This is a genomic window from Streptomyces thermoviolaceus (genome assembly GCF_045209695.1).
Taxonomy (GTDB): Bacteria; Actinomycetota; Actinomycetes; order Streptomycetales; family Streptomycetaceae; genus Streptomyces; species Streptomyces thermoviolaceus.
In genome coordinates, this window is sequence record NZ_CP109280.1 from 4,237,133 (window position 1) to 4,259,118 (window position 21,986).

Sequence of the window (21,986 nt, forward strand, 5' to 3'; positions counted from 1 at the left end):
GCTCTCCGCCGGGGCACGGCGTCCCGACACGGGCCCGCCCGCCGGTGGCGCCCCGCTGTCCTACGGGGCCCGGCGGCGCGCTCACCCCTGCGGGGCGGCGGCCCGTGCGGCCAGGTCCAGGCGCAGGATCCGGCGGTCCATGCCGGGGCCGAAGTAGTCGCGGCGCAGGCCTCCGTCGGGCCCCTCGGGGCGGAAGCCCAGCGAACGGTAGAGCAGGAGGGCGGCGCGGTTGCCGGGCTCCACGGTGAGCCGGACCTCCTCGATGCCGCTGCGCCGCAGCCGGTCGAGGATCGCCACCATGAGTTCGCGGCCCAGCCCGTGACGGCGGCGGTCGTGGGCCACGCCCAGGCCCAGGATCCAGCTGTCCGCCCGCAGGGCCGAGGTCCCGGCCAGCACATAGCCGCGCAGACGGCCGGTGCCGTCGTCGAGCACCAGGAAGTGCTCGGCGTACATGTCGAACAGCTGGCGCAGCAGGAAAGCGGGGTAGGCGACCTCCCCGAAGACCTCCTGGTCCAGTCGGCGCAGCTCCGGCAGGTCGGACTCGCGCGCAGTCCGCGGGACGAGCCGGGCCGTGTCCGGCCTCGCGGGCGCACCGGGACGTGCCTGCGGTCCGTCGTCTCTGGAGAAGCGTTTCAGCGGCTCTGCGGTCATGCCACCCACCCCCGGTGAGGACGTGCGGAACATGCGGACGTCAACGTGAAGGGCACCTGCGCGATACGCCCGAAGGGAGGAGTGAACCGTGGTGGCGTCGGCGGCACCTGCCGACCAGCGTGAGCCCACAACCCCCTGCTCGCAAGGGTGGCGCGCGGTCCGGTGCCGTGCGCCGAGGCGCTCCGCGACGCTTCCGGTGCGCCGGGAACGACGCATTCCCGGCTGTCTGTCCGTGCCCTCGCGACCTACCGTGCAGGGTGAGGCGGTGTTCCGTCCCGGACCGCCGACACCCCCGGGGGGTTCCGCAGGCCTGCCCGCGCGACTCCCGAGACGAATGGACGCGGCAGGGTGATGATGGACCGCAACGCTGACGCACCGTGGTCGGAGTTCGACCCCGAGGTGTACGTCGACAACAACTACCGCACCCCCCTGGAAGTGGACCTGAAGATCGTGCGGTTGCTGCGCGACCACTTCAGCCGCTGTTTCGCCGCCGCGGCCCCGCGGTCGGCCAGAGGGGTCGACGTCGGCGCCGGTGCCAACCTGTATCCCGCGCTGTCCATGCTGCCCTGGTGCGAGAAGATCCTGCTGCTGGAGTACGCGCCGCCGAACGTCGCCTACCTGGAGCGCCAGACCGCTCCCGGAGGACTCGATGCGACCTGGGACGCCTTCTGGGAGGAGCTGTGCCAGGCTCCCGCCTACCGTGGCATCGACCCGCACACCGAGGTCGGCCAGATCGTCCGGGTGGAGCGGGCCAATCTCTTCGACCTGAACGGTCAACGACGCTGGGACGTCGGGACGATGTTCTTCGTCGCCGACTCGATGTCCGAGGACGCCGAGGAGTTCCGGCAGGGCGTGCACTGCTTCATGAACGCCCTGGACGCATCGGCACCCTTCGCCGTCGCCTTCATGAAGCAGTCGCAGGGATACCAGGTGGGCGAACACCGCTACCCGGCCTACCCGGTGGACGCACACCGGGCCCGGCAGAGCCTTCAGCCGTACGCCGCGGAACTGGAGATCCACGATCTGCGGCACACGGTGCGCCCGGGACACGAGGGGATCCTGCTGGCCCTGGGACGACGCAACTCGGCGGGTGGCTCCAGCTGACAGCTGTTCCTCCGGCACGAGCGATTGCCACGGCCCGGGAGCGGGGACGATGACTGGACACAGCGCAACGAGATCTGTGCGAGGGGTTCGGGGATGCAGATCAAGCCGCGTCAGCATCTGCTGGACATCTGGCGGGCCGTGGCCCGCCACTCGTTCGACGACGGCAAGTTCCAATGGCGGGACGGCGACGGGCTGAGCAGCGTCGCCGACGCCGAGCGTCTGCTGTGCCTGCTCTACCCCGCGACCGAGGTCCCCGCGTTCCGGCTCGACCAGCCCGACACCACCGAACGGGACATGCTGCGCGCCCTGGAGAGCGTCGGCACCCGTCTGGAGATCCCCCCGAACCTGATCTCCGCGCTCACCCAGTTCATGCGCACCCACACCGGCCCGGACGACAGCCCCACCTTCGCCGGCGGCCACTACTTCAAGACCGCCGACCCGTCCGTGCCGCTGACCCACGAGCAGGCCCAGCTGGGCGTGGTGGACTCCTACTCGATGTCCGTCACGCTGTGCCTGGCCACCCTCGGCTTCCTCAAGGTCTACGAGACCACCACCGGCCGCCCCGAGGTGCACCGGGCGATCGCCGAGCTGCGCGAGGCCACCAGCACCCGGCTGACCGCGGCGATGATCAGCCTGCTGCGCTCCTTCACCGTCAACGTCTTCGACGCCGAGTCCGAACAGGGCCGGCGCCTGATCGACCTCCTCGGACAGCGCAGACAGTCCGACCGGGCGGTGCTGCAGCAGTTCTCCCGCGGCTTCCGTCAGCTGCGCGCCACCATCATCGAGAGCCTCACCCGCGGCATCGAGGTGGACGAGTCCATCCGCGACGAGAGCCAGCTCTTCGAGTGCGGCTGGGCCTGGGGCATCGTGCGCGACGCGCCGAAGGTCACCGACTTCCCCGGGCAGCCCGACGGCATCGCCGACCGGGTGCCCTATGTGTACTTCACCGTCGTCGCCCTGGACGGCATCCAGGACCTGTTCTCCGAGCGCACCCTCACCCTGGGCCTGCTCGACGCCGACCAGCAACGGCTCGCCGAGGCGCTGCGGCTGCGCTGGGAGCTGAGCCAGCAGTACTGGTCCACCGTGGCCCGGTTCGGCGGCGAACGGTGGCCCCTGGAGGACCTGCCCTGGCAGACCACCGGCCTCAGGCTGGAGTCCGAGTACTTCTCGCTGACCGTCGCCGCCATCCTCGTGCACGACCTGCTCCGCCGCAGGGCCACCGACGACGACCTCACCCGCACCGTCGCCATCATGGAACGCCTCGCCGACCGCGGCCGGATCACCAGCCGTATGACGTTCCGGGACCCGGCCGTCGGCCTGCACCTTCCCGGCGTGCTGATGCCGCTGGCCGGCTCCGAGCGCTCCGGCGGCCCGCTGCAGTGGCGGATGACGGACTACTCCGCGCAGCTGCTCAAACGGACCGTCCAGCTGGCCGCGCTGTCGCGGAACATCGACGCCCAGGACAGGCTGCTGCGACTGGCCGAGCAGATCTTCGAACACCTGTGGAAGCGGCGGATCGAGGAGGGCGAGGGCACCGGGCTGTGGGACGACTTGAGCATCGTCTACCCCGATGTGCGCAACGGCCCGCGGATGTCCTGGAGCATCACCGAGCGCGTCATCGAATGCCTGGTGGCCGCCCGCGGCCTGTACGAACAGCAGCCGATCCGCAGCCCGGAGCTGGCCCAGCTGGCTAGGGAGATGCTCAACGAGGCCACCCACCTGTTCGGCAAGGAGCAGCTCCAGGCCGCCGTCGGCACCGACGGCAGCCGCAGCCGTGCCATGCGCAGCATCGAGAGCCGTCTGGACCACGCCCGCCGCCTCCTCGACGAGCGGCCCGCCACCGCCTTCGCCCTGGCCCTGCCGGTGCTGCAGGAACTCGACACCCTGGCCCAGGCCAGAAGCGCCGCCGCACAGGAGGTGTGAGCCGTGCTCGTCTTCGCCGCCTCCGACAAGGGAGGCACGGGCCGCTCGGTCACCAGCGCCAACCTGGCCTACCAGCGGGCCCTGGCCGGCGACCATGTGGCGTACGTGGACTTCGACTTCGGCTCGCCGACGGCCGCCGCCGTGTTCGACGTGCCCGCCGCGATGCGCGGCATCGAGGACCGCGGTCTGCACAGCTACCTGGAGGGCGAGGTCGCCGAACCCGCCCGGATCGACGTGTGGCGGCAGACCGAGCACCAGCTGCTGCGCACCCGGCCCAACCAGTCCGGCCGCCTGGTCCTGCTGCCCGGCGACGCCGGCGGCGGCGAGTTCGCCACCGGGGAGGACGCCCTTCAACGCTGCATCGACCTGCTGCTCAGGCTGCACAGCGAATTCGACGTGATCATGGTGGACCTCAGCGCCGGCCGCAGCTACGCGGTGGACATGGTGCTGGCCGCCACCGCCCACCCGCGGATGCGCTCCGTCCCGTTCCGCTGGCTGGTCTTCCACCGCTGGACCCGCCAGCACGTGATAGCGGCCGCCGGCCTGGTCCACAAGAAGCACGGCATCATCGCCGGCGGCGTCGAGCGCGGACACGACGAGCACGCCCTCAGGGCCGCGATCCGCTTCGTGCGGGCCGCCGTGCCGGACCCGGAGTCCCCGCTGTGGTCCAACGGCACGCCCGCCCAGGCGGCCTGGATGCAGGCCTGCGACGAGGCGCTGCGCCGGCTCGCCGCCGAACAGGGCGTCGGCGACAGCGTCGTCCTCGGCGTCGTGCCGCTGGAGCCCATCCTGCAGTGGCGCGAGCAGCTGATCACCGAGGACGACGTGCTCGCCAAGCAGATCGCCAACAAGGAGACGCTGGAGGCGCTGGAGGAGATCGCCCTGCGGCTGACCGACGACTCCTACTGGGGGCGGCCATGACCGAGGCGGTGTTCCGGGAGACGGCCGCCGACCCGCGCACCCAGGCCGTGCCGCTGTCCCACCTCTCGCTGGAGGTGGGCCACCTGTACATGGAGGACTTCGAGGCCGGACCGGCGCGTCTGCGGGAGCACTTCGCCCAGGTCGGGCCGTGGGCGGCGGCCGCGCGTGCCGCGGCCGAGGCCCGCAGCGGCGGCCGTCGCCCCCGCATCAGCACGTGCTTCCTCGTCGACGACTACTTCACCCGCTTCTCCACCCCGGCCGAACTCGTCCCGCAGCTGCTCGAGGAGGCCGACCGGGCCGGCCTCGTCATCGACTACCTGGCCCGCGAGTCCGGCTGCGCGGTCAGCGGCACCGTGCCGGTCGCCGAGGCCGTCGCCGGCCGCATCGTCGAGTCGCCGCCGCCCGGCACCTACGGCAACCGTCCGCCGGCCGCGCAGACCGGCTGGCTGGCCAACGGCGAACGCAGCCCCGCCCCCCGCACCCCCCAGGCCATGAAGACGGCCGTCGCCTGGCAGCCGCCCCGGGAGACAGCGGCCCGCCGCCACTCCGTCTTCCTCGACGCGGAGCTGTGGACCGACGACGCGCAGGGCAACCGCACTTGGTCCTGCCCGTTCCTCGCCGCCGTGTGGCAGCTGGGCCGGCTCGGGCTGCTGCGCCACCGGGGCGAACCCGTCTTCACCCCCCGTCCGCACGCGGGGGACGGCTTCCCCGACGACTGGGACGAGCTGCCTCCCCTGATCCGGCTCAACCCCCGCGCCGATCCGTTCGCCGCCTACCGGACCTGCTCGGTGCTGCCCAACCGGTTCCTGCCGGTCGAACACGCCGTGCGTGTCGTCCTGGACCAGATCGAGGTGGACCGCACGGCCCTGCGCCAGGTCGCCGAACGCTCGGCGCGCGAGCACCTGGACGTCCCGGACTCGGTCGCCGACCGTGTCTCCTACGTCTTCTATGCGGGGTCCTGACATGGCGAAGGCCAGGCAGCCGGACACCACGCCGCACACCGTGCTGGCCTGCGGCGAGGTCCGCACCTGCCTGCTGCCCGCCCGGCAGGCCCTCGACAGCCGCTCCGCCGCCGCACTGCTCGCCCTGCGCGCCGACGAACACGTCCTGCTGTCCGAACGCCCCAACCTCTACGCGCGTTCGCCCGAGGTGCTCACCGGCGTGGACTGCCCGCTGCCCAGCGCCGACGGCGCCCGCGTCCGCGCCGTCGGCACGGTCGCCGCCCGCGCCGCGCTCACCGAGGGCCGCGTCCTGCAGACCTCCGCGTACACGCGGCTGATGGCCGCCGGCCCGGGCATACGGCAGCCCTGGGGCCACTACCTGGTGCGACCCGGCGTGGTGGAGCCGCTGGGGAAGCTGCCCCACGAGGCCGTCGCGCAGGGCGTGCTGGACGGCGGGCGCCCCGGCGACCTGGACGTCGGCCTGATCGCCGACGGCCTGCTCACCCGGCTGCTGCGCCACCCCCTGCTCGACCACGATCCGCCGCTGCGCTCCCGGCCCACCCGGCTGCGCTGGGTCGCCCTGCCCGCCGAGGGCGACGACGGCCCCTCGCTCGAACGGTTCACGCTGGCCGAGGACGAGCTGCGCACCGTACGGCTGCGGATCCCCGAGGGAACGTCCCCGGCCGACATCGCCGGGCTCTGCGACGACCTCGCCCTGCACGACTGGCTGCTCACCACCGTCGTCCGGATGCTGGACGGCATCGCCCTGGGCGGGCCGCCCGCCCGCCGCGGACCGGGCGCGGCACCGCACCGGCCCGTGGTGGCCGCGCTGCGGCCCGCCGTCGACCACCTGCTGCACCTGTGGATGCCGCGGGCCCGGGTGGCGAGACAGCTGGCTGTGCTGTGGGAGGCGCTGGAGGACAGCCCCGGCTTCACCCGCCAGTGGCAGACGCTCGTCCAGCGCATCCGCGACCAGCTGGCCCTGCACGCGGTCGCCTCGGTGCAGCGGGAGGTGGAGCCCGCCGGCTGACCGGACACATCGTCATGTCCCGACCGACGCGCGAAGGAAACGGGGGGAGAAGCGAGATGAGCACCGCACCGTCACCTCGGCCCGGCAGCCCCGCCGGCACGCCCGGTGCCACCGATCCGCCCGACGTGACCGGGCGCTCGCCCACGGCCGCCACCGGCCGGCACCCCGGCAGGGACCGGTGGCTGCGCCGTGGAGCGGCCGGGACGGTCGTCGGCGCCCTCGTCTGGGGCGTCGCCGCGCTGCTCGCCCCGCACGGCAGCTGGCCACGGCAGCTCCTGGCGGCGCTGCTGTGCGCGGTCGGCGCCGTCGTGATCCAGCACGTGCTGGCCCTGGACCTGCGGCTGGAGGAGCACGCCCGGCAGACGCTGCGGCAGACCCGCAAACTGGAGAAGCAGGTGCAGCGGGCGGAGCACGCGCCCGTCGAGACCGCGGCCGCCATGCGCGAGGTCCTCACCCGGCACACGAAGGACATCCAGGACCTCAGGCAGCTGATCGAGACCCGGATCGACCAGCAGCGGCAGGAGGCCGAGTCCCGCGACCCCCATGCCCTGGTCAGCACCGACGGCAGCGTGCCCGACCTCGCCGACCGGTTCGCCGAGGTCGTCGCGCCCGGCCCGCCCATCCTGGACACGTTCGTCCGCCTGGAGATGCGGCGGGTCGTCGGGCACCTGACCGACCTGACCGCGCTGACCACCGAGTGCCCCGGCGAGAACCACGACTGGATGCTCTCCCTGACCTGCGCGGCCGAACAGTCCATCTGCGCCATCAGCACCTCTGTGGACCGGGAGTTCTGGAACAGCGAACCGGCCAGCCGCTATCTGGATGCCCAGGAAGAGGCGATCAAGCACCGTGGAGTGCCGGTGCGCCGGGTGTTCCTGGTGGAGAACGCGCAGAGCCTGGGCGACCGGCTGCTGTCGCTGTGCGAGGAGCAGGCGCAGATGGGCATCGGGGTGCGCGTGTCGGTGCTGTCCGAGCTGCCGCCGACCCTGCAGCGCGGCACCACCAACGACTGCATCGTCTACGACGAGGCGGTCTCCTTCGAGATCGACCAGGACCTGCGTGACGTCAATGTGCGCACCCGGCTCATCGCCCGGCCGCAGCACGTCCAGGACCGGATCAAGCGGTTCCAGGAACTGTGGGAGGCCGGCATGACCCTCACCGAGCTGGAGGCCCGCGTGGACGACGAGGACGGCACCTGGATGGTGGACAGCGGCGACTGACCGTCTGCCGCGGCTCTCACACCAGCCCGGCCGCGGCCAGCAGCGTCCGCACCCGCTCCACCTCCTCCGGCGCCGGCGGCAGCTGCGGTTCCGCCGTGGCGGGGCAGTCGATGACGCCCCGCAGATGCAGCGCCGCCTTGTACGCGCCCCACGCGGACGGCCCCGTGCCCGCGGAGCCGGTCATGCCGGCCAACTCGCACAGCCGCTCCTGCTCGGCCCGGGCGCCGTCCCAGTCGCCCGCCCGGGCCTGCCGGTACAGGCGCACATAGCCGTGCGGGTCCACGTTGGCCAGCCCCGGCACGGCACCGTCCGCGCCCAGCGCGAGGGCCGCGTCGACCAGCCGCTCGGACCCGGTCAGCACGCTGAATCCGGCCGGGCCCGCCCCGGCCCGCACCCCGGCGAGGATCTCCCGGAGGTGGGCCAGGTCGGCGCTGGAGTCCTTCAGACCGGCCAGCGCACCCTCCTCGGCCAGGTGCAGCACCAGATCCACCGGCAGCCCGGTGTGCACACAGGGCGGGATGTCGTAGGCCAGCACGGGCACCGGGCTGCGCTCCGCGACACGGCGGAAGTGGCGGGCGATCTCCGCCGGACGGGAAAGGACGTAGAACGGGGCGGTGACGACGACGCCGTCGGCGCCTGCCGCGGCGACGGACGCCACCTGGTCGAGCACGCGGGCGGTGCTCATGTCGATCGCCCCCGCCAGCAGGGGAAGCCGCCCGTCCAGATGGGCGGCCACCGCCTCCACCACCTGCCGGCGCTGCCGGTCCGTCAGGAACGCCGCCTCCGAGGCGGTGCCGAGCACGAACACGCCGTGGACCCCGCCCTCCACCAGGTGGTCCACCAGCCGCAGCAGCGAGGGCACGTCCACCTCGCGGTCGGGCGTCAGCGGGGTGCACACGGGAGGGACGACTCCGGTCAGCGGCGCGGGCAGGGCCATGGGACCTCCTCGTTCGGCGTGGCGGGCAGCGGCCGGTTTCCATGGTGGTCGCGCGGCGCCCGTTCGCACCCGGACGCGCGGCGTCCGTCCCGGCCGTCATCGGCCCGTCCGCATCCCGCAGCCATCCCCATGTAGTTACAGACCGTCGCATGGGTATGCAGAGCGTGAAGTGAACCATGTGGACGAAGGGGAGCGTGTGATGACAGCACCGCAGTCGGGTGGTGCGGCGTTCCGGGTGCGGCAGGCGGAGGAAACGCTCACGGAGCTGCGCACCGCGCTGGAGAAGGCCGGGATCGTCCTGCCGTCGCTGCGGCTCGATCCCGTCGCGCTCGCCCGGGAGGCGCCGTGTCCGCTCATCGAGCTGGGACGCTGCTCGGTGGAGACGGCCGCACGGCTGGCCGAGGCACTGCGGTGAGGGCCCGGTAGGGCGCGGGCGGCGGGCACGGCGACGGCGGTGCTGTGCGGAACGGCTTCCGCGGCGCAAGGGGCGCACCCCCACGGCCTCCCCCGGGCCCGGCAGGGCTCCGCCGTGGGGGAGAATGGAGCCCATGAGTCTGTTCCGCGACGACGGCATCGTACTGCGCACCCAGAAGCTGGGCGAAGCGGACAGGATCATCACTCTGCTCACCCGGGGGCACGGGCGGGTGCGGGCCGTGGCTCGCGGCGTGCGGCGCACCAAGTCCAAGTTCGGGGCGCGCCTGGAGCCCTTCTCCCACGTGGACGTGCAGTTCTTCGCACGGGGCAGCGAGCTGGTGGGCCGGAGCCTGCCACTGTGCACGCAGAGCGAGACCATCGCCCCGTACGGCAGCGGGATCGTGACGGACTACGCCCGCTACACCGCCGGTACGGCCATGCTGGAGACGGCCGAGCGGTTCACCGACCACGAGGGCGAGCCGGCCGTGCAGCAGTACCTGCTGCTGGTGGGTGCGCTGCGGACGCTGGCCCGGGGCGAGCACGCCCCGCATCTGGTGCTCGACGCGTTCCTGCTGCGCTCCCTGGCGGTCAACGGCTACGCGCCCAGTTTCGGCGACTGCGCCCAGTGCGGGATGCCCGGCCCGAACCGGTTCTTTTCGGTCTCATCGGGCGGTTCGGTCTGCGCGGACTGCCGGGTGCCCGGCAGTGTCGTACCCTCGCCGCAGACGCTCACGCTCCTCGGTGCGCTGCTCACCGGGGACTGGGCGACCGCGGACGCGTGCGAGCCCCGCCATGTGCGCGAGGCGAGCGGGCTGGTGTCCGCATATCTGCACTGGCACCTCGAGCGCGGACTGCGCTCACTGAGGTACGTCGAGAAGTAACACCCCACAGCGAGGGAGACGAGAGCACATGGCCGTACGCGGGATCCTGGGGAGCCGGCGGCGCGAGTACCAGGCACCGCAGCCGCACCCGTCGGGCGCCCGGCCGCCCAAGCTCCCCGGCGAGCTGGTCCCGGAGCACGTGGCCATCGTCATGGACGGCAACGGCCGGTGGGCCAAGCAGCGCGGGCTGCCGCGCACCGAGGGCCACAAGGTCGGCGCCGAGCGGGTGCTGGACGTGCTGCAGGGCGCCATCGAGATGGGCATCGGCAACGTCTCCCTCTACGCCTTCTCCACCGAGAACTGGAAGCGCTCGCCGGAGGAGGTGCGCTTCCTGATGAACTTCAACCGGGACTTCATCCGCGCCTCCCGCGACCAGCTGGACGCGCTCGGCGTCCGGGTGCGCTGGGTGGGCCGGATGCCCCGGCTGTGGAAGTCGGTGGCCAAGGAGCTGCAGGTCGCGCAGGAGCAGACCAAGGACAACGACCGGCTCACGCTGTACTTCTGCATGAACTACGGCGGCCGGGCGGAGTTGGCGGACGCCGCCAAGGCGATCGCGGAGGACGTCAAGGCGGGCCGGCTGGACCCGTCCAAGGTCAACGAGAAGACGGTCCAGAAGTACCTGTACTACCCGGACATGCCGGACGTGGACCTGTTCCTGCGGCCCAGCGGCGAGCAGCGCACCTCCAACTATCTGCTGTGGCAGAGCGCCTACGCCGAGCTGGTGTTCCAGGACGTGCTGTGGCCGGACTTCGACCGCCGGGACCTGTGGCGGGCCTGCGTGGAGTTCGCCTCCCGCGACCGCCGCTTCGGCGGGGCCGTGCCCAACGAGGTGCTGCTGGCCGCCGAGGGCCGCGGCGAGGGCGAGTGACAGCGGGGCGCCGCACCGTCACCCGGTGCGGCGCCCCGGACGTTCTCGGTTCGCCCTGCTGGACCCGTCCTCGTGCGGACTCAGGAGTTCTCCCCTCTCGCGGAGCACTCCGCACAGGTGCCGAAGATCTCCACCGTGTGGGCGACGTTGACGAAGCCGTGTTCCGCCGCGACGGTCTCCGCCCATTGCTCCACGGCCGGGCCCTCGACCTCGACGGCCTTGCCGCAGGTGCGGCAGACCAGATGGTGGTGGTGCCCGCCGGAGGAGCAGCGGCGGTAGACGGACTCGCCGTCGGAGGTGCGCAGGACGTCCACCTCGCCGGCGTCGGCGAGGGACTGCAGGGTGCGGTAGACCGTGGTGAGGCCGACCGAGTCGCCCTTGTGCTTGAGCATGTCGTGGAGCTCCTGCGCGCTGCGGAACTCGTCGACCTCGTCGAGGGCCGCCGCGACGGCGGCGCGCTGCCGGGTGGCGCGGCCCTTCACGGGCGGTCCTGCGGTCGTCACCGGTTGCCTCCTGAAACGTCCGGAGCCGAGACGTCCTGAACCGTCTCGTGCAACGTCTCGCGTCTGCCTTGGGTCATTGTGCCAGCCCGAGGCTCGCGTGGTCAGACGCCGACTTCGTCGGCGGACGCCCGCCCGGCCGGAATCGCACGCTCGGCGGGGTCCGCGGCGGGCCGTTGCAGCGAGGCCGCCCGGGCGCGGCGCCGGGCCAGCGGGGTGGCCAGGGCGGTGAGGACGAGGAACGCCGCGATGGTCAGCAGCACGATCGTCGCGCCGGGCGGCACGTCCTGGTAGTACGAGGTGACGGTGCCGCCGAGGGCGACGGTCACCCCGATGGCCACGGCGATCGCGAAGGTCGCCGCGAAGCTGCGGGCCAGCTGCTGGGCGGCGGCCACCGGCACCACCATGAGCGCGCTGACCAGCAGCAGCCCGACCACGCGCATCGCCACGGTCACGGTCACCGCGGCGGTGACGGCGGTCAGCAGGTTCAGCGCGCGCACCGGCAGGCCGGTGACCCGGGCGAACTCCTCGTCCTGGCTGACGGCGAACATCTGCCGGCGCAGGCCCAGGGTGACCAGGACGACGAACGCCGCCAGCAGGCAGATCGCCACCACGTCCGACGACGAGACCGTGGACAGGGAGCCGAACAGGTACGAGGTCAGATTGGCGTTGGAGCCGCCGGGGGCGAGGTTGATGAACATGACGCCGCCGGCCATGCCGCCGTAGAACAGCATCGCCAGGGCGATGTCGCCGCGGGTGCGGCCGTACCAGCGGATCAGTTCCATCAGGACCGAGCCGAGCACGGAGACCGCCGTCGCCATCCACACCGGCGAGGTGGACAGCAGGAAGCCGAGGCCGACGCCGGTCATGGCCACATGGCCGATGCCGTCGCCCATCAGGGCCTGGCGGCGCTGCACCAGGTACAGACCGATGGCGGGTGCGGTGATGCCGACCAGGACGGCGGCCAGCAGCGCCCGCTGCATGAAGGGGTAGGTCAGAAGGTCCATCACAGCGGCAGTCCCGTGCGGATCGGATCGGAGGGCTCGTGCGGGGCGTGGGGGTGGACGTGGTCGTGGTCGGACCCGGCCCCCTCGGGCGGGCCGTCGTGCACGACACGGCCGTCGCGCAGGACCACCGCCCGGTCGATGAGCGGCTCGAGCGGGCCGAGTTCGTGCAGCACCAGCAGCACCGTCGCACCGCCCGCCACCTGCTCGCGCAGGGTGTCGGCCAGAACCTGTTGGCTGGCCAGGTCCACGCCCGCCATCGGCTCGTCCATGATCAGCAGTTCGGGCCAGGCGGCCAGCGCGCGGGCGATCAGCACCCGCTGGTACTGGCCGCCGGACAGCGCGTTCACCGAGTCCTTCGCCCGGTCCGCGAGGCCGACCAGCTCCAGGGCGTGGTGCACGGCCTCGCGGTCGGCCTTGCGGAACGGTCCGAAACGGGTGCGGGACAGCCGGCCCGCGGAGACGACCTCGGTGACGGTGGCCGGGACACCGCCCGCGGCCGTGGTGCGCTGCGGCACGTAGCCGACGCGCGCCCAGTCGCGGAAGGTGCGGCGCGGCGTGCCGAACAGTGCGATCTCGCCGCCGGTCACCGGGACCTGTCCGATGACGGCGCGGACGGTGGTGGACTTGCCGGAGCCGTTGGCGCCGAGCAGCGCGACCACCTCACCGCGCCGCACGGTCAGGTCGATGCCGTGCAGCACCCGGCGGCCGCCCAGCTCGGCGGTCACCCGGCTCAGTGCGACGACGCAGTCGCCCATGGTCGCCTCCTCGGCGTCGGTGGTGTCGGTCACCGGGCCCCCAGGGCCTGCTGGAGGGCCTTGAGGTTGGCCCGCTGGACCGAGAAGTAGTCGGTGCCCCGGGACTCGTCCGTGATCCCCTCGATCGGGTCCAGGACGTCGGTCTTCAGATGCGCGTCCTTCGCGATGGTCTTCGCCGTCTTGTCGCTGACCAGCGTTTCGTAGAACACCGTGGTCACACCGTCGGCCCGGGCCATCTTCTCCAGCTCCTTGACCCGGGCGGCGCTGGGCTCGGACTCCGGGTCCAGGCCGTTGATGGCCTCCTCGGTCAGGCCGTAGCGCTCGGCGAGGTAGCCGAAGGCGGCGTGCGTGGTGATGAAGACCTTGCTCTTGGTGTGTGCGAGGCCCTGCCGGAACTCGGTGTGCAGCTCGTCGAGCTGCTCGACCAGGGCGGCGGTGTTCTTGCGGTAGTCGGCCGCGTGCTCCGGGTCGCCCTTCTCGAACGCCTTGCCGACGCCCTCGGCGATCTGGGCGTAGCGCACCGGGTCGAGCCAGATGTGCGGGTCCCGGGCGCCGGCGTCCTCGCCGGGGTGGGTGTCGTGGACGGCGGCGTGGCCGCCGACCTCGTTGCCGTGCTTCTCCAGGGACGTCAGGGAGGCGGCGTCGATCTTCGTCTTCACTCCGGACTGTGCGACGGCCTCGTCGACGGAGGGCTGCAGGCCCTTGAGGTAGAGCACCGCGTCGGACTTCTGCAGCTGTGCGGTCTGCCGGGCGCTGATCTCGAGGTCGTGCGGTTCCTGGCCCGGCTGCGTGAGGGTGGTGACGTGGACGTGCTCCCCGCCGATGCGTTCGGCGAGGAAGGCCATCGGATAGAACGACGCGACGACGTCGTAGGTGCCGTCCTTGCCGGCCGCCTGGCTGGTCGAACAGGCCGCCAGGGTGCCGAGCGCGAGAGTCGTGGCCGCCGCGGCCGCGAGGCCGGATATGAGAGGCTGTCGTCGAGCGTTCATGACAGTCATTTTCAGCTAAAACGGAAACCGTTGTCAACAAGCCCTGTTTGGGTGCCCTTGGGCGGGTCGAGCGGCCCCGTGTCCGCCACCGATTTGATTGAGGGGGATCCCCCGCCGGTACGCTGAAGCATTCGCTGAGAAGCGTTTCTCGCTTCGTCGCCCGTCGTCGTACTGAAGAGAGCACCGTGGCCGCCGACAAGATCGACACCATCGTCAGCCTGAGCAAGCGCCGTGGCTTCGTTTTCCCCTGCAGTGAGATCTACGGCGGTCAGCGGGCCGCCTGGGACTACGGTCCCCTGGGTGTCGAGCTGAAGGAGAACATCAAGCGCCAGTGGTGGCGCTCCATGGTGACGTCGCGCGAGGACGTCGTCGGTATCGACTCCTCCGTGATCCTCGCCCCCGAGGTGTGGGTCGCCTCCGGCCACGTCGCCACCTTCACCGACCCGCTGACCGAGTGCACCTCCTGCCACAAGCGGTTCCGCGCCGACCACCTGGAGGAGGCCTACGAGGAGAAGAAGGGCCGCGCCCCGGAGAACGGCCTGGCGGACATCAACTGCCCCAACTGCGGCACCAAGGGCCAGTTCACCGAGCCCAAGCAGTTCTCGGGTCTGCTGTCCACCCACCTCGGCCCGACCCAGGACTCCGGCTCCATCGCCTACCTGCGTCCGGAGACCGCACAGGGCATCTTCACCAACTTCGCCCAGGTGCAGACCACCTCGCGCCGCAAGCCGCCGTTCGGCATCGCCCAGATGGGCAAGTCGTTCCGCAACGAGATCACGCCGGGCAACTTCATCTTCCGCACCCGCGAGTTCGAGCAGATGGAGATGGAGTTCTTCGTCAAGCCCGGCGAGGACGAGAAGTGGCACGAGTACTGGATGGAGCAGCGCTGGAACTGGTACACCGGCCTGGGTCTCCGTGAGGAGAACATGCGCTGGTACGAGCACCCCAAGGAGAAGCTCTCCCACTACTCCAAGCGCACCGCCGACATCGAGTACCGCTTCAACTTCGGCGGCAGCGAGTGGGGCGAGCTGGAGGGTGTCGCCAACCGCACCGACTACGACCTGAGCGCCCACGCCAAGGCCTCCGGCCAGGACCTGTCGTACTTCGACCAGGAGGCCGGCGAGCGCTGGACGCCGTACGTCATCGAGCCCGCGGCCGGTGTCGGCCGCACCATGCTCGCCTTCCTGCTCGACGCCTACGTCGAGGACGAGGCCCCGAACGCCAAGGGCAAGATGGAGAAGCGTACCGTGCTGCGCCTGGACCACCGTCTGGCCCCGGTGAAGGCCGCGGTGCTGCCGCTGTCCCGCAACCCGGAGCTGTCCCCGAAGGCCAAGAGTCTGGCCCAGACCCTGCGCCAGCACTGGAACATCGAGTTCGACGACGCGGGCGCCATCGGCCGCCGCTACCGCCGCCAGGACGAGATCGGCACGCCGTACTGCGTGACCGTCGACTTCGACACCCTGGAGGACAACGCGGTCACCGTCCGCGAGCGCGACTCGATGAAGCAGGAGCGCGTCTCCCTGGACCAGATCGAGAGCTACCTGGCCGCCCGCCTGGTGGGCTGCTGATCCGTCCGCACGCCTGAACGAACGCCGTGCGGCCGCCGGTGCATCCGGTGGCCGCACGGCGTTCGTGCGTTCCGAGGGTCGTGAGCGGGTCGTGTGCGCACCGCTCACGACCCGTGTCCGGGCCGGTCAGCGGCCCTGCAGGGCCTTGACGTTGTCGCCGAAGGTCCAGTCCCGTGCCCCGTCCCAGTTGACGGACCAGGTCATCAGGCCCTTGAGCGAGGAGCCGTAGTGCTGCCAGGCCTGGGCGACGAGCGAGGGATCCAGGTATCCGCCGCCCGCGCCCTGCTGGGCCGGCAGGCCGGGGACCTGCTTGTCGTAGGGCACCCTGATCGTCGTGCCCTGCACCACCAGCCCCTTGTCCAGGCAGTCCGTCTGGGCGATGAATCCCTCCACGGTGCCGGCCGCGTGGCTGTCGCCGGAGCAGCCGTACATGCTGCCGTTGTAGTACTGCATGTTCAGCCACCACAGCCGGCCGTTGTCGGCGTACTTCTTGATGATCGGCAGATAGGCGCCCCAGATCGAGCCGTAGGTGACGCTGCCGCCGGTGACATAGGCGGTCTCGGGGGCCATCGTCAGGCCGAACTGGGGCGGCATCCGGTCGAGGATGCCGTCGATGATGCGGATCAGGTTGGCCTGGGACACCGACAGCTGATCGATGTTCCCGCTGCCGGTCAGGCCGGTCTCGATGTCGATGTCGATGCCGTCGAAGTTGTACTTCTGCAGGATCGGCACGATGGTCTCGACGAACCGGTCGGCGACCGCGGTGGAGGTCAGGTCGATGCCGGCCGTCGCGCCGCCGATGGACAGCAGGATCGTCTGCCCGGCCGCCTTGGCCGCGCACATCTCCGCGGGCGTGGGCACCTTCACGTTCGTGTCCATGCCGTCCTCCCACAGCGCGGTGCCGTCGGAGCGGATCACGGGGAAGGCGGCGTTGATCACGTTGTAGCCGTGCTCGCCGATGCGGGCGTCGGTGATCGGGGTCCAGCCGAAGGGCGGGTGGACGCCGTTGGCGGCGCCGTCCCAGTTCTCCCAGTAGCCCTGCAGCACCTTGCCCTCGGGTTTCGGCTTCACGGCGCAGGTGTCGTCGGCGGGCGCGGCCGAGGCGGCGGGGGCGAGGACGAGGGCGAGCGGCGCCAGACAGGCGGTCGCCACGGCGGCGGTGAACGCGCGCAGGGTTCTGCGGAGCATGCGGTCTCCCGAAGGGTGCGGGTCCGACGGTGTCGTAGGCATGACAGTGCTCTGGTCCAGACCTTTCGTCAAGAGGTCTGGACCAGTGTCGCCATCGAGCGACAAATGACAGATATTGAAATCTGTCATTTGTCATGCGAGGGTGGGGGCATGACGATGCACACCCGAACCCTCGGTACCACCGGCCCCCGGGTCTCCGCTCTCGGACTCGGCTGCATGGGCATGTCCGCGCTGTACGGGGAGGCGGACCGGAGCGAGTCGATCGCCACCGTTCACGCCGCCCTGGAGGCGGGCGTGACCCTGCTGGACACCGGCGACTTCTACGGCATGGGCCACAACGAGATGCTCATCGGCGAGGCCCTGCGCACCGCCCCCGCCGCCCGCCGCGAACAGGCCCTGATCAGCGTGAAGTTCGGCGCCCTGCGCGACCCGGACGGCGGCTGGACCGGCTTCGACGGCCGCCCGGCCGCCGTGAAGAACTTCGCCGCCTACTCCCTGCAGCGCCTCGGCGTGGATCACATCGACGTCTACCGGATCGCCCGGGTCGACCCCGCGGTGCCCATCGAGGAGACGGTCGGCGCGATCGCCGAGCTGGTCGAGAAGGGCTACGTGCGGCACATCGGCCTCAGCGAGGCCGGCGCCGACACCGTTCGGCGGGCCGCGGCCACCGCACCCATCAGCGACCTGCAGATCGAGTACTCGCTGCTCTCCCGCGGCATCGAGGAGCGGATCCTGCCCACCACCCGCGAGCTGGGCATCGCCGTCACCGCCTACGGCGTGCTGTCCCGCGGCCTGATCTCCGGGCACTTCCGCGCCGACCGGAAGCTGTCGCCCACCGACTTCCGCGCCCACTCGCCCCGCTTCCAGGGCGAGAACCTCCGGCACAACCTGGCCCTGGTCGAGGCGCTGCGCAAGGTCGCCGACGGCAAGGGCGTGAGCGTCGCGCAGATCGCCATCGCCTGGGTGCTTTCGCGCGGCGAGGACATCGTGCCGCTGATCGGCGCCCGCACCCGAGAGCGGCTGGCGGAGGCGCTCGGCGCACTGGAGGTGACGCTGGACGAGGCCGACCTCGCCGCGATCGAGGAGGCCGTCCCGCCGGGCGCGGCCGCCGGCGAGCGCTACCCGGTGCCGCAGATGGCCCACCTGGACAGCGAACGCTGAGCCCGGCACCCGCCGGGCGCCGGGGTACGGTCTATGGCATGTCACCCACCACCGAGACCCTGACGGCCGAGCGCATCCTGGAGGCGACCGAGGAGGTGCTGCGCCGGCACGGGCCGGCGAAGGCCACGGTGGTGGACGTGGCCCGGGCGCTGGGTGTCAGTCACGGCAGCGTCTACCGGCACTTCCGCACCAAGGCGGAGCTGCGCGCAGCGGTGACCAAGCGGTGGCTGGACCGCACCTCCCGAGCCCTGGCCGCGACAGCCGACGACGGGGAACGCGCCCCCGCGCTGCGGCTGCGGGACTGGTTCCGGCAGCTGTTCGAGGCCAAGCGCGACAAGGCCGGCGCCGACCCCGAGCTGTTCGCCACCTACTCCGTGCTCACCGACGAGAACGGGGAGGTGGTCGGCGCGCACATAGCCGAGCTGGTCGCCCAGCTGACCCGGATCGTCGAAGCGGGCATGGCGTCCGGTGTCTTCGCTCCCGGCGACCCGGCGTCCGTGGCCCGTGCGCTCTTCCGCGCCACCGCACACTTCCACGATCCGTGCCATGCGCGGGAGTGGACGCGGCCGGAGATCCGGGACGAGCTCGACTCCGTCCTGGACCTGCTGCTGCGGGGCCTGGCCGCCTGACCGGACCGGGCCGTTCGGTCCGAGGGGGCGGGCCGGACGCCGCAGGGGTCAGGCCCCGACGCCGGCGGCCTCGCGGACCTCGTGCTCCTTCAGGCGCTCGGCCGTGGCCTGGGCCGTCCTGCGGGCCCAGCGGCTGGAGGTGACCGCGCCCAGCACCAGCACCAGCACACCGCAGGCCACCAGCACCCACCAGCCGGGCTGCGCGGCCGTGACGAACACGTCCCGGTAGGAGGACGAGCCGACGCCGGAGGCGAGGAGGGCGCCGACCACCGCGACGCCGAGCGTCGACCCGAGCTGCCGGCTGGTGGAGGCGACGGCCGCGGCCACGCCGGCCTGGGAGCGCGGCATGCCGGAGACGGCGCTGTTGGTGATGGGCGCGTTGACGAAGCCGAAGCCGATGCCGAACAGCAGGTAGCCGAGGGTGAGTGTCAGATTGGACGTCTCGGCCTGGAACGCGGCGAACAGCACCGTGCTCGTCGTGATCGCGCACCCGGCGATCAGCAGCGGAAGCCGCGGCCCCCGGCTGCCGACGAGCCGCCCGGACAGCGGGGCGCACAGCAGGGTCGGCACCGCCATCGGCAGCATCCACAGACCGGCGTGCAGCGCGTCCAGACCGCGCACGTTCTGCAGGTAGAGCGTGGACAGGAACAGGAACCCGCCCAGGGCGGCGAAGCCGCACACCGCTATCACGGTGGCCCCGCTGAACGGCGCCGAACGGAAGAAGCGCAGGTCGATCAGCGGCTCGGTGCGCCGCGGCTCGTACCGGGCCAGGGCCAGCAGGGCGAGGAACGCGATCGCGGCGAAGGGCAGCACCGTGCCCGCCCTCGCGTGCGGCGCCTCGATGATCGCGTACGTCAAGGAGCCGAACAGGGCGACGACGAGCACCTGGCCGACCGGGTCGAAGCGGCGGGCCTTCGGCGCCCGGGACTCGGGCACGAAGCGCAGGGTGAGCAGGATCGCGACGAGGGCGACGGGCAGGTTGATCCAGAAGATCGAGCGCCAGCCGACCGACTCCACCAGCAGCCCGCCGACCAGCGGTCCGGCCGCCATCGAGATGCCGACCACCGCGCCCCACACGCCGATCGCCCGGGCGCGCTCGCGCGGGTCGGTGAAGGTGTTGGTGATGATCGACATGGCGACCGGGTTGAGCATCGAACCGCCCACCGCCTGCACCATGCGGAAGACGACCAGCAGCTCCAGGTTCGGGGCCAGCGAGCACAGCAGCGAGCCCAGACCGAAGACCACCAGGCCCGTCAGGAAGACCCGTTTGCGGCCGATGCGGTCGGCCGTGGAGCCGGCGAGCATCAGCAGGGCGGCCAGCACCAGTGTGTAGGCGTCGATCGTCCACTGCAGACCCGACGTGCTCGCGTGCAGATCGCGCTGCAGGGAGGGCAGAGCGACGTTCAGCACGGTGTTGTCCAGGCTCACGATCAACAGGCTCATGCAGCAGATCGCGAGGACCAGCAGACGCCGTCGGTGACTCAGGTCGGGCATGGCCGCCAGTGTAGTCGACATTAGTGCGGTTAACTAATGACATGCCCGGGGTGCGGTACGGGTGCGCGACAATGACTGCATGCCCACGCCCGCATCCCCTCTGCAGATCGGCCCGCACACCGTCCAGCCGCCCGTCGTCCTGGCGCCCATGGCCGGCATCACCAACGCGCCGTTCCGCAGGCTGTGCCGGGAGTTCTCGGGCGGCAAGGGCCTGTTCGTCAGCGAAATGATCACCACGCGGGCCCTGGTCGAGCGCAACGACAAGACCATGCAGCTGATCACCTTCCACGCCAGTGAGCAGCCGCGCTCGATCCAGCTGTACGGTGTCGACCCGGCGACCGTCGGCAAGGCCGTCCGCATGATCGCGGAGGAGGGCCTCGCCGACCACATCGACCTGAACTTCGGCTGCCCGGTGCCCAAGGTCACCCGCAAGGGCGGCGGCTCCGCCCTGCCCTACAAGCGGAACCTGCTGCGCGCCATCCTGCGCGAGGCGGTCGCCGGTGCGGGCGGCCTGCCGGTCACCATGAAGATGCGCAAGGGCATCGACGACGACCATCTCACCTACCTCGACGCGGGCCGGATCGCCGTGGAGGAGGGCGTCACGGCGATCGCCCTGCACGGCCGCACCACCGCCCAGCACTACGGCGGCACCGCCGACTGGGACGCCATCGCCCGGCTGAAGGAGCACGTCCCGGAGATCCCGGTGCTCGGCAACGGCGACATCTGGTCCGCCGAGGACGCGCTGCGCATGGTGCGCGAGACCGGCTGCGACGGCGTGGTCGTCGGCCGCGGCTGCCTGGGCCGGCCGTGGTTGTTCGCCGACCTGGTGGCCGCCTTCGAGGGGCGCGAGGAGCGGGTGCGGCCCACGCTGCGCGAGGTCGCCGACGTCATGGTCCGGCACGCCACGCTGCTCGGCGAGTGGATCGGCGACGAGTCCCGCGGCGTCGTCGACTTCCGCAAGCATGTCGCCTGGTACCTGAAGGGCTTCTCGGTCGGCTCCGAGATGCGCAGGCGGCTGGCGGTCACCTCCTGCCTGGAGGAGCTGCGGGCGGGCCTGGACGAGCTGGACCTGGACCAGCCGTGGCCGGCCGGCGCCGACGGCCCCCGCGGCCGCACCTCCGGCACCAACCGCGTCGTCCTGCCGGACGGCTGGCTGAACGACCCCTACGACTGCGCGGGCGTCGGCGAGGACGCGGAGCTGGACACCTCCGGCGGCTGAGCGCGTCGCACCGGAGTCGCCGGGATCCCGGCAGGGCTCCGGCTCCCCTCTGCGTCAGGTGAAGTGGCGGGCCTTGCGGAAAGGCCCGCCACTGGTGTGGTGCGGGTCCGGGTGCGCGGGGTCGCCGCGCCCGGTCGCGGGTGTGCGCACGGCGGCCGACGGGGCCGTGCGCCAGGCCCCCGTCCCGCGGTGGACCGCCTCCCGGTGCCGGCGGGGGGCCGGAGCCGGGCTGCCGGGACCCGTCCGGGGGTGCCGCCGGGCTGTCCGTGGGCCGGCGGAGGGCTGTCGGGACCCGTCCGCATGGTGGAATCCGGCGGTCTGTGGCAGCGTGATTCTCGCCACCCTTGATAGGGGGAGTGCTCAGATGAGCGGATCATGTCTGGCTGCACTTCTCCAATGGGTGGCACTGAGTGTCATGCTCTGATCGTTCATCGATCGAATACCAATCGTGCCGGGAGGTGCTCAGATGAGCGGAGAAGTCGTCGCGGCGCAGGGGCGTGCGTTCGAGAAGTGAAGACGCTCCGTCTCGGGGCGGTGCCACCCCATCGCTTTCGATCCGCTGGCGGGCGAGTGGTTACGGCCTCCG

General features: G+C 71.8%; 21 protein-coding genes. 13 read left to right on the top strand and 8 right to left on the bottom strand.

Annotated elements, in window-relative coordinates; translation table 11 throughout:
- Window positions 1-81: 81 nt before the first annotated feature.
- Complete coding sequence (locus tag OG899_RS18500) at window positions 82-651, bottom strand: GNAT family N-acetyltransferase (RefSeq protein ID WP_189427503.1); 570 nt, start codon at window positions 649-651, stop codon at window positions 82-84.
- Between the two features lie 351 nt (window positions 652-1,002).
- Between OG899_RS18500 and OG899_RS18505 the strand changes: the two genes are divergently transcribed.
- The 6 genes from OG899_RS18505 (at window position 1,003) to OG899_RS18530 (ending at window position 7,790) form a co-directional block, all read left to right on the top strand.
- Window positions 1,003-1,755 carry an SCO2525 family SAM-dependent methyltransferase gene (locus tag OG899_RS18505; RefSeq protein ID WP_168131053.1) on the top strand — a complete coding sequence of 251 codons (753 nt, stop codon included), beginning with the start codon at window positions 1,003-1,005 and terminating at the stop codon, window positions 1,753-1,755.
- Between the two features lie 93 nt (window positions 1,756-1,848).
- Window positions 1,849-3,678, top strand: coding sequence for an SCO2524 family protein (locus OG899_RS18510; protein ID WP_168131054.1), 1,830 nt, complete (start codon window positions 1,849-1,851; stop codon window positions 3,676-3,678).
- 3 nt (window positions 3,679-3,681) lie between these two features.
- Complete coding sequence (locus OG899_RS18515; RefSeq protein WP_189427504.1) at window positions 3,682-4,599, top strand: SCO2523 family variant P-loop protein; 918 nt, start codon at window positions 3,682-3,684, stop codon at window positions 4,597-4,599.
- Window positions 4,596-5,561, top strand: a complete 966-nt coding sequence (locus tag OG899_RS18520; RefSeq protein ID WP_168131056.1) for an SCO2522 family protein — start codon at window positions 4,596-4,598, stop codon at window positions 5,559-5,561. Before OG899_RS18515 ends, OG899_RS18520 begins: the two co-directional genes overlap by 4 nt.
- 1 nt (window position 5,562) lies before the next feature.
- Window positions 5,563-6,570, top strand: a complete 1,008-nt coding sequence (locus OG899_RS18525) for an SCO2521 family protein (protein WP_189427505.1) — start codon at window positions 5,563-5,565, stop codon at window positions 6,568-6,570.
- A gap of 56 nt (window positions 6,571-6,626) precedes the next feature.
- Window positions 6,627-7,790, top strand: coding sequence for a low temperature requirement protein A (locus tag OG899_RS18530; RefSeq protein ID WP_168131058.1), 1,164 nt, complete (start codon window positions 6,627-6,629; stop codon window positions 7,788-7,790).
- Window positions 7,791-7,806: 16 nt separating this feature from the next.
- Here OG899_RS18530 and OG899_RS18535 read toward each other — a convergent pair whose 3' ends face one another.
- A complete protein-coding gene (locus OG899_RS18535) occupies window positions 7,807-8,727 on the bottom strand; it encodes a dihydrodipicolinate synthase family protein (protein ID WP_168131059.1) in 921 nt (306 codons plus the stop codon).
- A 199-nt stretch (window positions 8,728-8,926) separates the two neighbouring features.
- Here OG899_RS18535 and OG899_RS18540 point away from each other — a divergent pair, with 199 nt between their 5' ends.
- The 3 genes from OG899_RS18540 (at window position 8,927) to OG899_RS18550 (ending at window position 10,890) form a co-directional block, all read left to right on the top strand.
- Window positions 8,927-9,142, top strand: a complete 216-nt coding sequence (locus OG899_RS18540; RefSeq protein WP_168131060.1) for a hypothetical protein — start codon at window positions 8,927-8,929, stop codon at window positions 9,140-9,142.
- 133 nt (window positions 9,143-9,275) lie between these two features.
- Complete coding sequence (gene recO / locus OG899_RS18545; protein WP_168131061.1) at window positions 9,276-10,022, top strand: DNA repair protein RecO; 747 nt, start codon at window positions 9,276-9,278, stop codon at window positions 10,020-10,022.
- Window positions 10,023-10,050: 28 nt separating this feature from the next.
- On the top strand, window positions 10,051-10,890 hold the full coding sequence (locus OG899_RS18550; protein ID WP_125497973.1) for an isoprenyl transferase: 840 nt from the start codon (window positions 10,051-10,053) through the stop codon (window positions 10,888-10,890).
- A gap of 80 nt (window positions 10,891-10,970) precedes the next feature.
- On the opposite strand, the gene OG899_RS18555 is transcribed toward OG899_RS18550, so the two are convergent.
- The 4 genes from OG899_RS18555 to OG899_RS18570 form a co-directional block, all read right to left on the bottom strand.
- Window positions 10,971-11,393: a Fur family transcriptional regulator gene (locus tag OG899_RS18555; RefSeq protein WP_125497974.1), complete on the bottom strand. Its 423-nt coding sequence runs from the start codon at window positions 11,391-11,393 to the stop codon at window positions 10,971-10,973.
- A 101-nt stretch (window positions 11,394-11,494) separates the two neighbouring features.
- On the bottom strand, window positions 11,495-12,397 hold the full coding sequence (locus OG899_RS18560; protein WP_125497975.1) for a metal ABC transporter permease: 903 nt from the start codon (window positions 12,395-12,397) through the stop codon (window positions 11,495-11,497).
- Window positions 12,397-13,152, bottom strand: coding sequence for a metal ABC transporter ATP-binding protein (locus OG899_RS18565; protein ID WP_189427566.1), 756 nt, complete (start codon window positions 13,150-13,152; stop codon window positions 12,397-12,399). The genes OG899_RS18560 and OG899_RS18565 overlap by 1 nt, the downstream gene beginning before the upstream one ends.
- Before the next feature lie 29 nt (window positions 13,153-13,181).
- Window positions 13,182-14,141, bottom strand: a complete 960-nt coding sequence (locus OG899_RS18570) for a metal ABC transporter substrate-binding protein (protein WP_125497976.1) — start codon at window positions 14,139-14,141, stop codon at window positions 13,182-13,184.
- Between the two features lie 185 nt (window positions 14,142-14,326).
- Between OG899_RS18570 and OG899_RS18575 the strand changes: the two genes are divergently transcribed.
- On the top strand, window positions 14,327-15,709 hold the full coding sequence (locus OG899_RS18575) for a glycine--tRNA ligase (RefSeq protein ID WP_189427506.1): 1,383 nt from the start codon (window positions 14,327-14,329) through the stop codon (window positions 15,707-15,709).
- A gap of 126 nt (window positions 15,710-15,835) precedes the next feature.
- On the opposite strand, the gene OG899_RS18580 is transcribed toward OG899_RS18575, so the two are convergent.
- The gene (locus tag OG899_RS18580; RefSeq protein ID WP_125497978.1) at window positions 15,836-16,897 is read right to left on the bottom strand and encodes a chitinase; all 1,062 of its coding nucleotides are present in this window, start codon (window positions 16,895-16,897) and stop codon (window positions 15,836-15,838) included.
- A 156-nt stretch (window positions 16,898-17,053) separates the two neighbouring features.
- On the opposite strand from OG899_RS18580, the gene OG899_RS18585 reads away from it, so the two are divergent.
- The gene (locus OG899_RS18585; RefSeq protein ID WP_125497989.1) at window positions 17,054-18,058 is read left to right on the top strand and encodes an aldo/keto reductase; all 1,005 of its coding nucleotides are present in this window, start codon (window positions 17,054-17,056) and stop codon (window positions 18,056-18,058) included.
- Window positions 18,059-18,096: 38 nt separating this feature from the next.
- Complete coding sequence (locus tag OG899_RS18590; RefSeq protein WP_125497979.1) at window positions 18,097-18,687, top strand: TetR family transcriptional regulator; 591 nt, start codon at window positions 18,097-18,099, stop codon at window positions 18,685-18,687.
- A 48-nt stretch (window positions 18,688-18,735) separates the two neighbouring features.
- Here OG899_RS18590 and OG899_RS18595 read toward each other — a convergent pair whose 3' ends face one another.
- Window positions 18,736-20,181 carry an MFS transporter gene (locus tag OG899_RS18595; protein ID WP_125497980.1) on the bottom strand — a complete coding sequence of 482 codons (1,446 nt, stop codon included), beginning with the start codon at window positions 20,179-20,181 and terminating at the stop codon, window positions 18,736-18,738.
- Window positions 20,182-20,260: 79 nt separating this feature from the next.
- On the opposite strand from OG899_RS18595, the gene dusB reads away from it, so the two are divergent.
- The gene (gene dusB / locus OG899_RS18600; RefSeq protein ID WP_189427507.1) at window positions 20,261-21,400 is read left to right on the top strand and encodes a tRNA dihydrouridine synthase DusB; all 1,140 of its coding nucleotides are present in this window, start codon (window positions 20,261-20,263) and stop codon (window positions 21,398-21,400) included.
- Window positions 21,401-21,986: the final 586 nt, after the last annotated feature.

Excerpts from the sequence above, each read along its gene's own strand:
- OG899_RS18500 (WP_189427503.1), bottom strand. The coding sequence starts at position 651 with ATGACCGCAGAGCCGCTGAAACGCTTCTCCAGAGACGACGGACCGCAG.
- OG899_RS18505 (WP_168131053.1), top strand. The coding sequence starts at position 1,003 with ATGATGGACCGCAACGCTGACGCACCGTGGTCGGAGTTCGACCCCGAG.
- OG899_RS18510 (WP_168131054.1), top strand. The coding sequence starts at position 1,849 with ATGCAGATCAAGCCGCGTCAGCATCTGCTGGACATCTGGCGGGCCGTG.
- OG899_RS18520 (WP_168131056.1), top strand. The coding sequence starts at position 4,596 with ATGACCGAGGCGGTGTTCCGGGAGACGGCCGCCGACCCGCGCACCCAG.
- OG899_RS18525 (WP_189427505.1), top strand. The coding sequence starts at position 5,563 with ATGGCGAAGGCCAGGCAGCCGGACACCACGCCGCACACCGTGCTGGCC.
- OG899_RS18530 (WP_168131058.1), top strand. The coding sequence starts at position 6,627 with ATGAGCACCGCACCGTCACCTCGGCCCGGCAGCCCCGCCGGCACGCCC.
- OG899_RS18535 (WP_168131059.1), bottom strand. The coding sequence starts at position 8,727 with ATGGCCCTGCCCGCGCCGCTGACCGGAGTCGTCCCTCCCGTGTGCACC.
- OG899_RS18540 (WP_168131060.1), top strand. The coding sequence starts at position 8,927 with ATGACAGCACCGCAGTCGGGTGGTGCGGCGTTCCGGGTGCGGCAGGCG.
- recO (WP_168131061.1), top strand. The coding sequence starts at position 9,276 with ATGAGTCTGTTCCGCGACGACGGCATCGTACTGCGCACCCAGAAGCTG.
- OG899_RS18550 (WP_125497973.1), top strand. The coding sequence starts at position 10,051 with ATGGCCGTACGCGGGATCCTGGGGAGCCGGCGGCGCGAGTACCAGGCA.
- OG899_RS18560 (WP_125497975.1), bottom strand. The coding sequence starts at position 12,397 with ATGGACCTTCTGACCTACCCCTTCATGCAGCGGGCGCTGCTGGCCGCC.
- OG899_RS18565 (WP_189427566.1), bottom strand. The coding sequence starts at position 13,152 with ATGGGCGACTGCGTCGTCGCACTGAGCCGGGTGACCGCCGAGCTGGGC.
- OG899_RS18570 (WP_125497976.1), bottom strand. The coding sequence starts at position 14,141 with ATGAACGCTCGACGACAGCCTCTCATATCCGGCCTCGCGGCCGCGGCG.
- OG899_RS18580 (WP_125497978.1), bottom strand. The coding sequence starts at position 16,897 with ATGCTCCGCAGAACCCTGCGCGCGTTCACCGCCGCCGTGGCGACCGCC.
- OG899_RS18585 (WP_125497989.1), top strand. The coding sequence starts at position 17,054 with ATGCACACCCGAACCCTCGGTACCACCGGCCCCCGGGTCTCCGCTCTC.
- OG899_RS18590 (WP_125497979.1), top strand. The coding sequence starts at position 18,097 with ATGTCACCCACCACCGAGACCCTGACGGCCGAGCGCATCCTGGAGGCG.
- OG899_RS18595 (WP_125497980.1), bottom strand. The coding sequence starts at position 20,181 with ATGCCCGACCTGAGTCACCGACGGCGTCTGCTGGTCCTCGCGATCTGC.
- dusB (WP_189427507.1), top strand. The coding sequence starts at position 20,261 with ATGCCCACGCCCGCATCCCCTCTGCAGATCGGCCCGCACACCGTCCAG.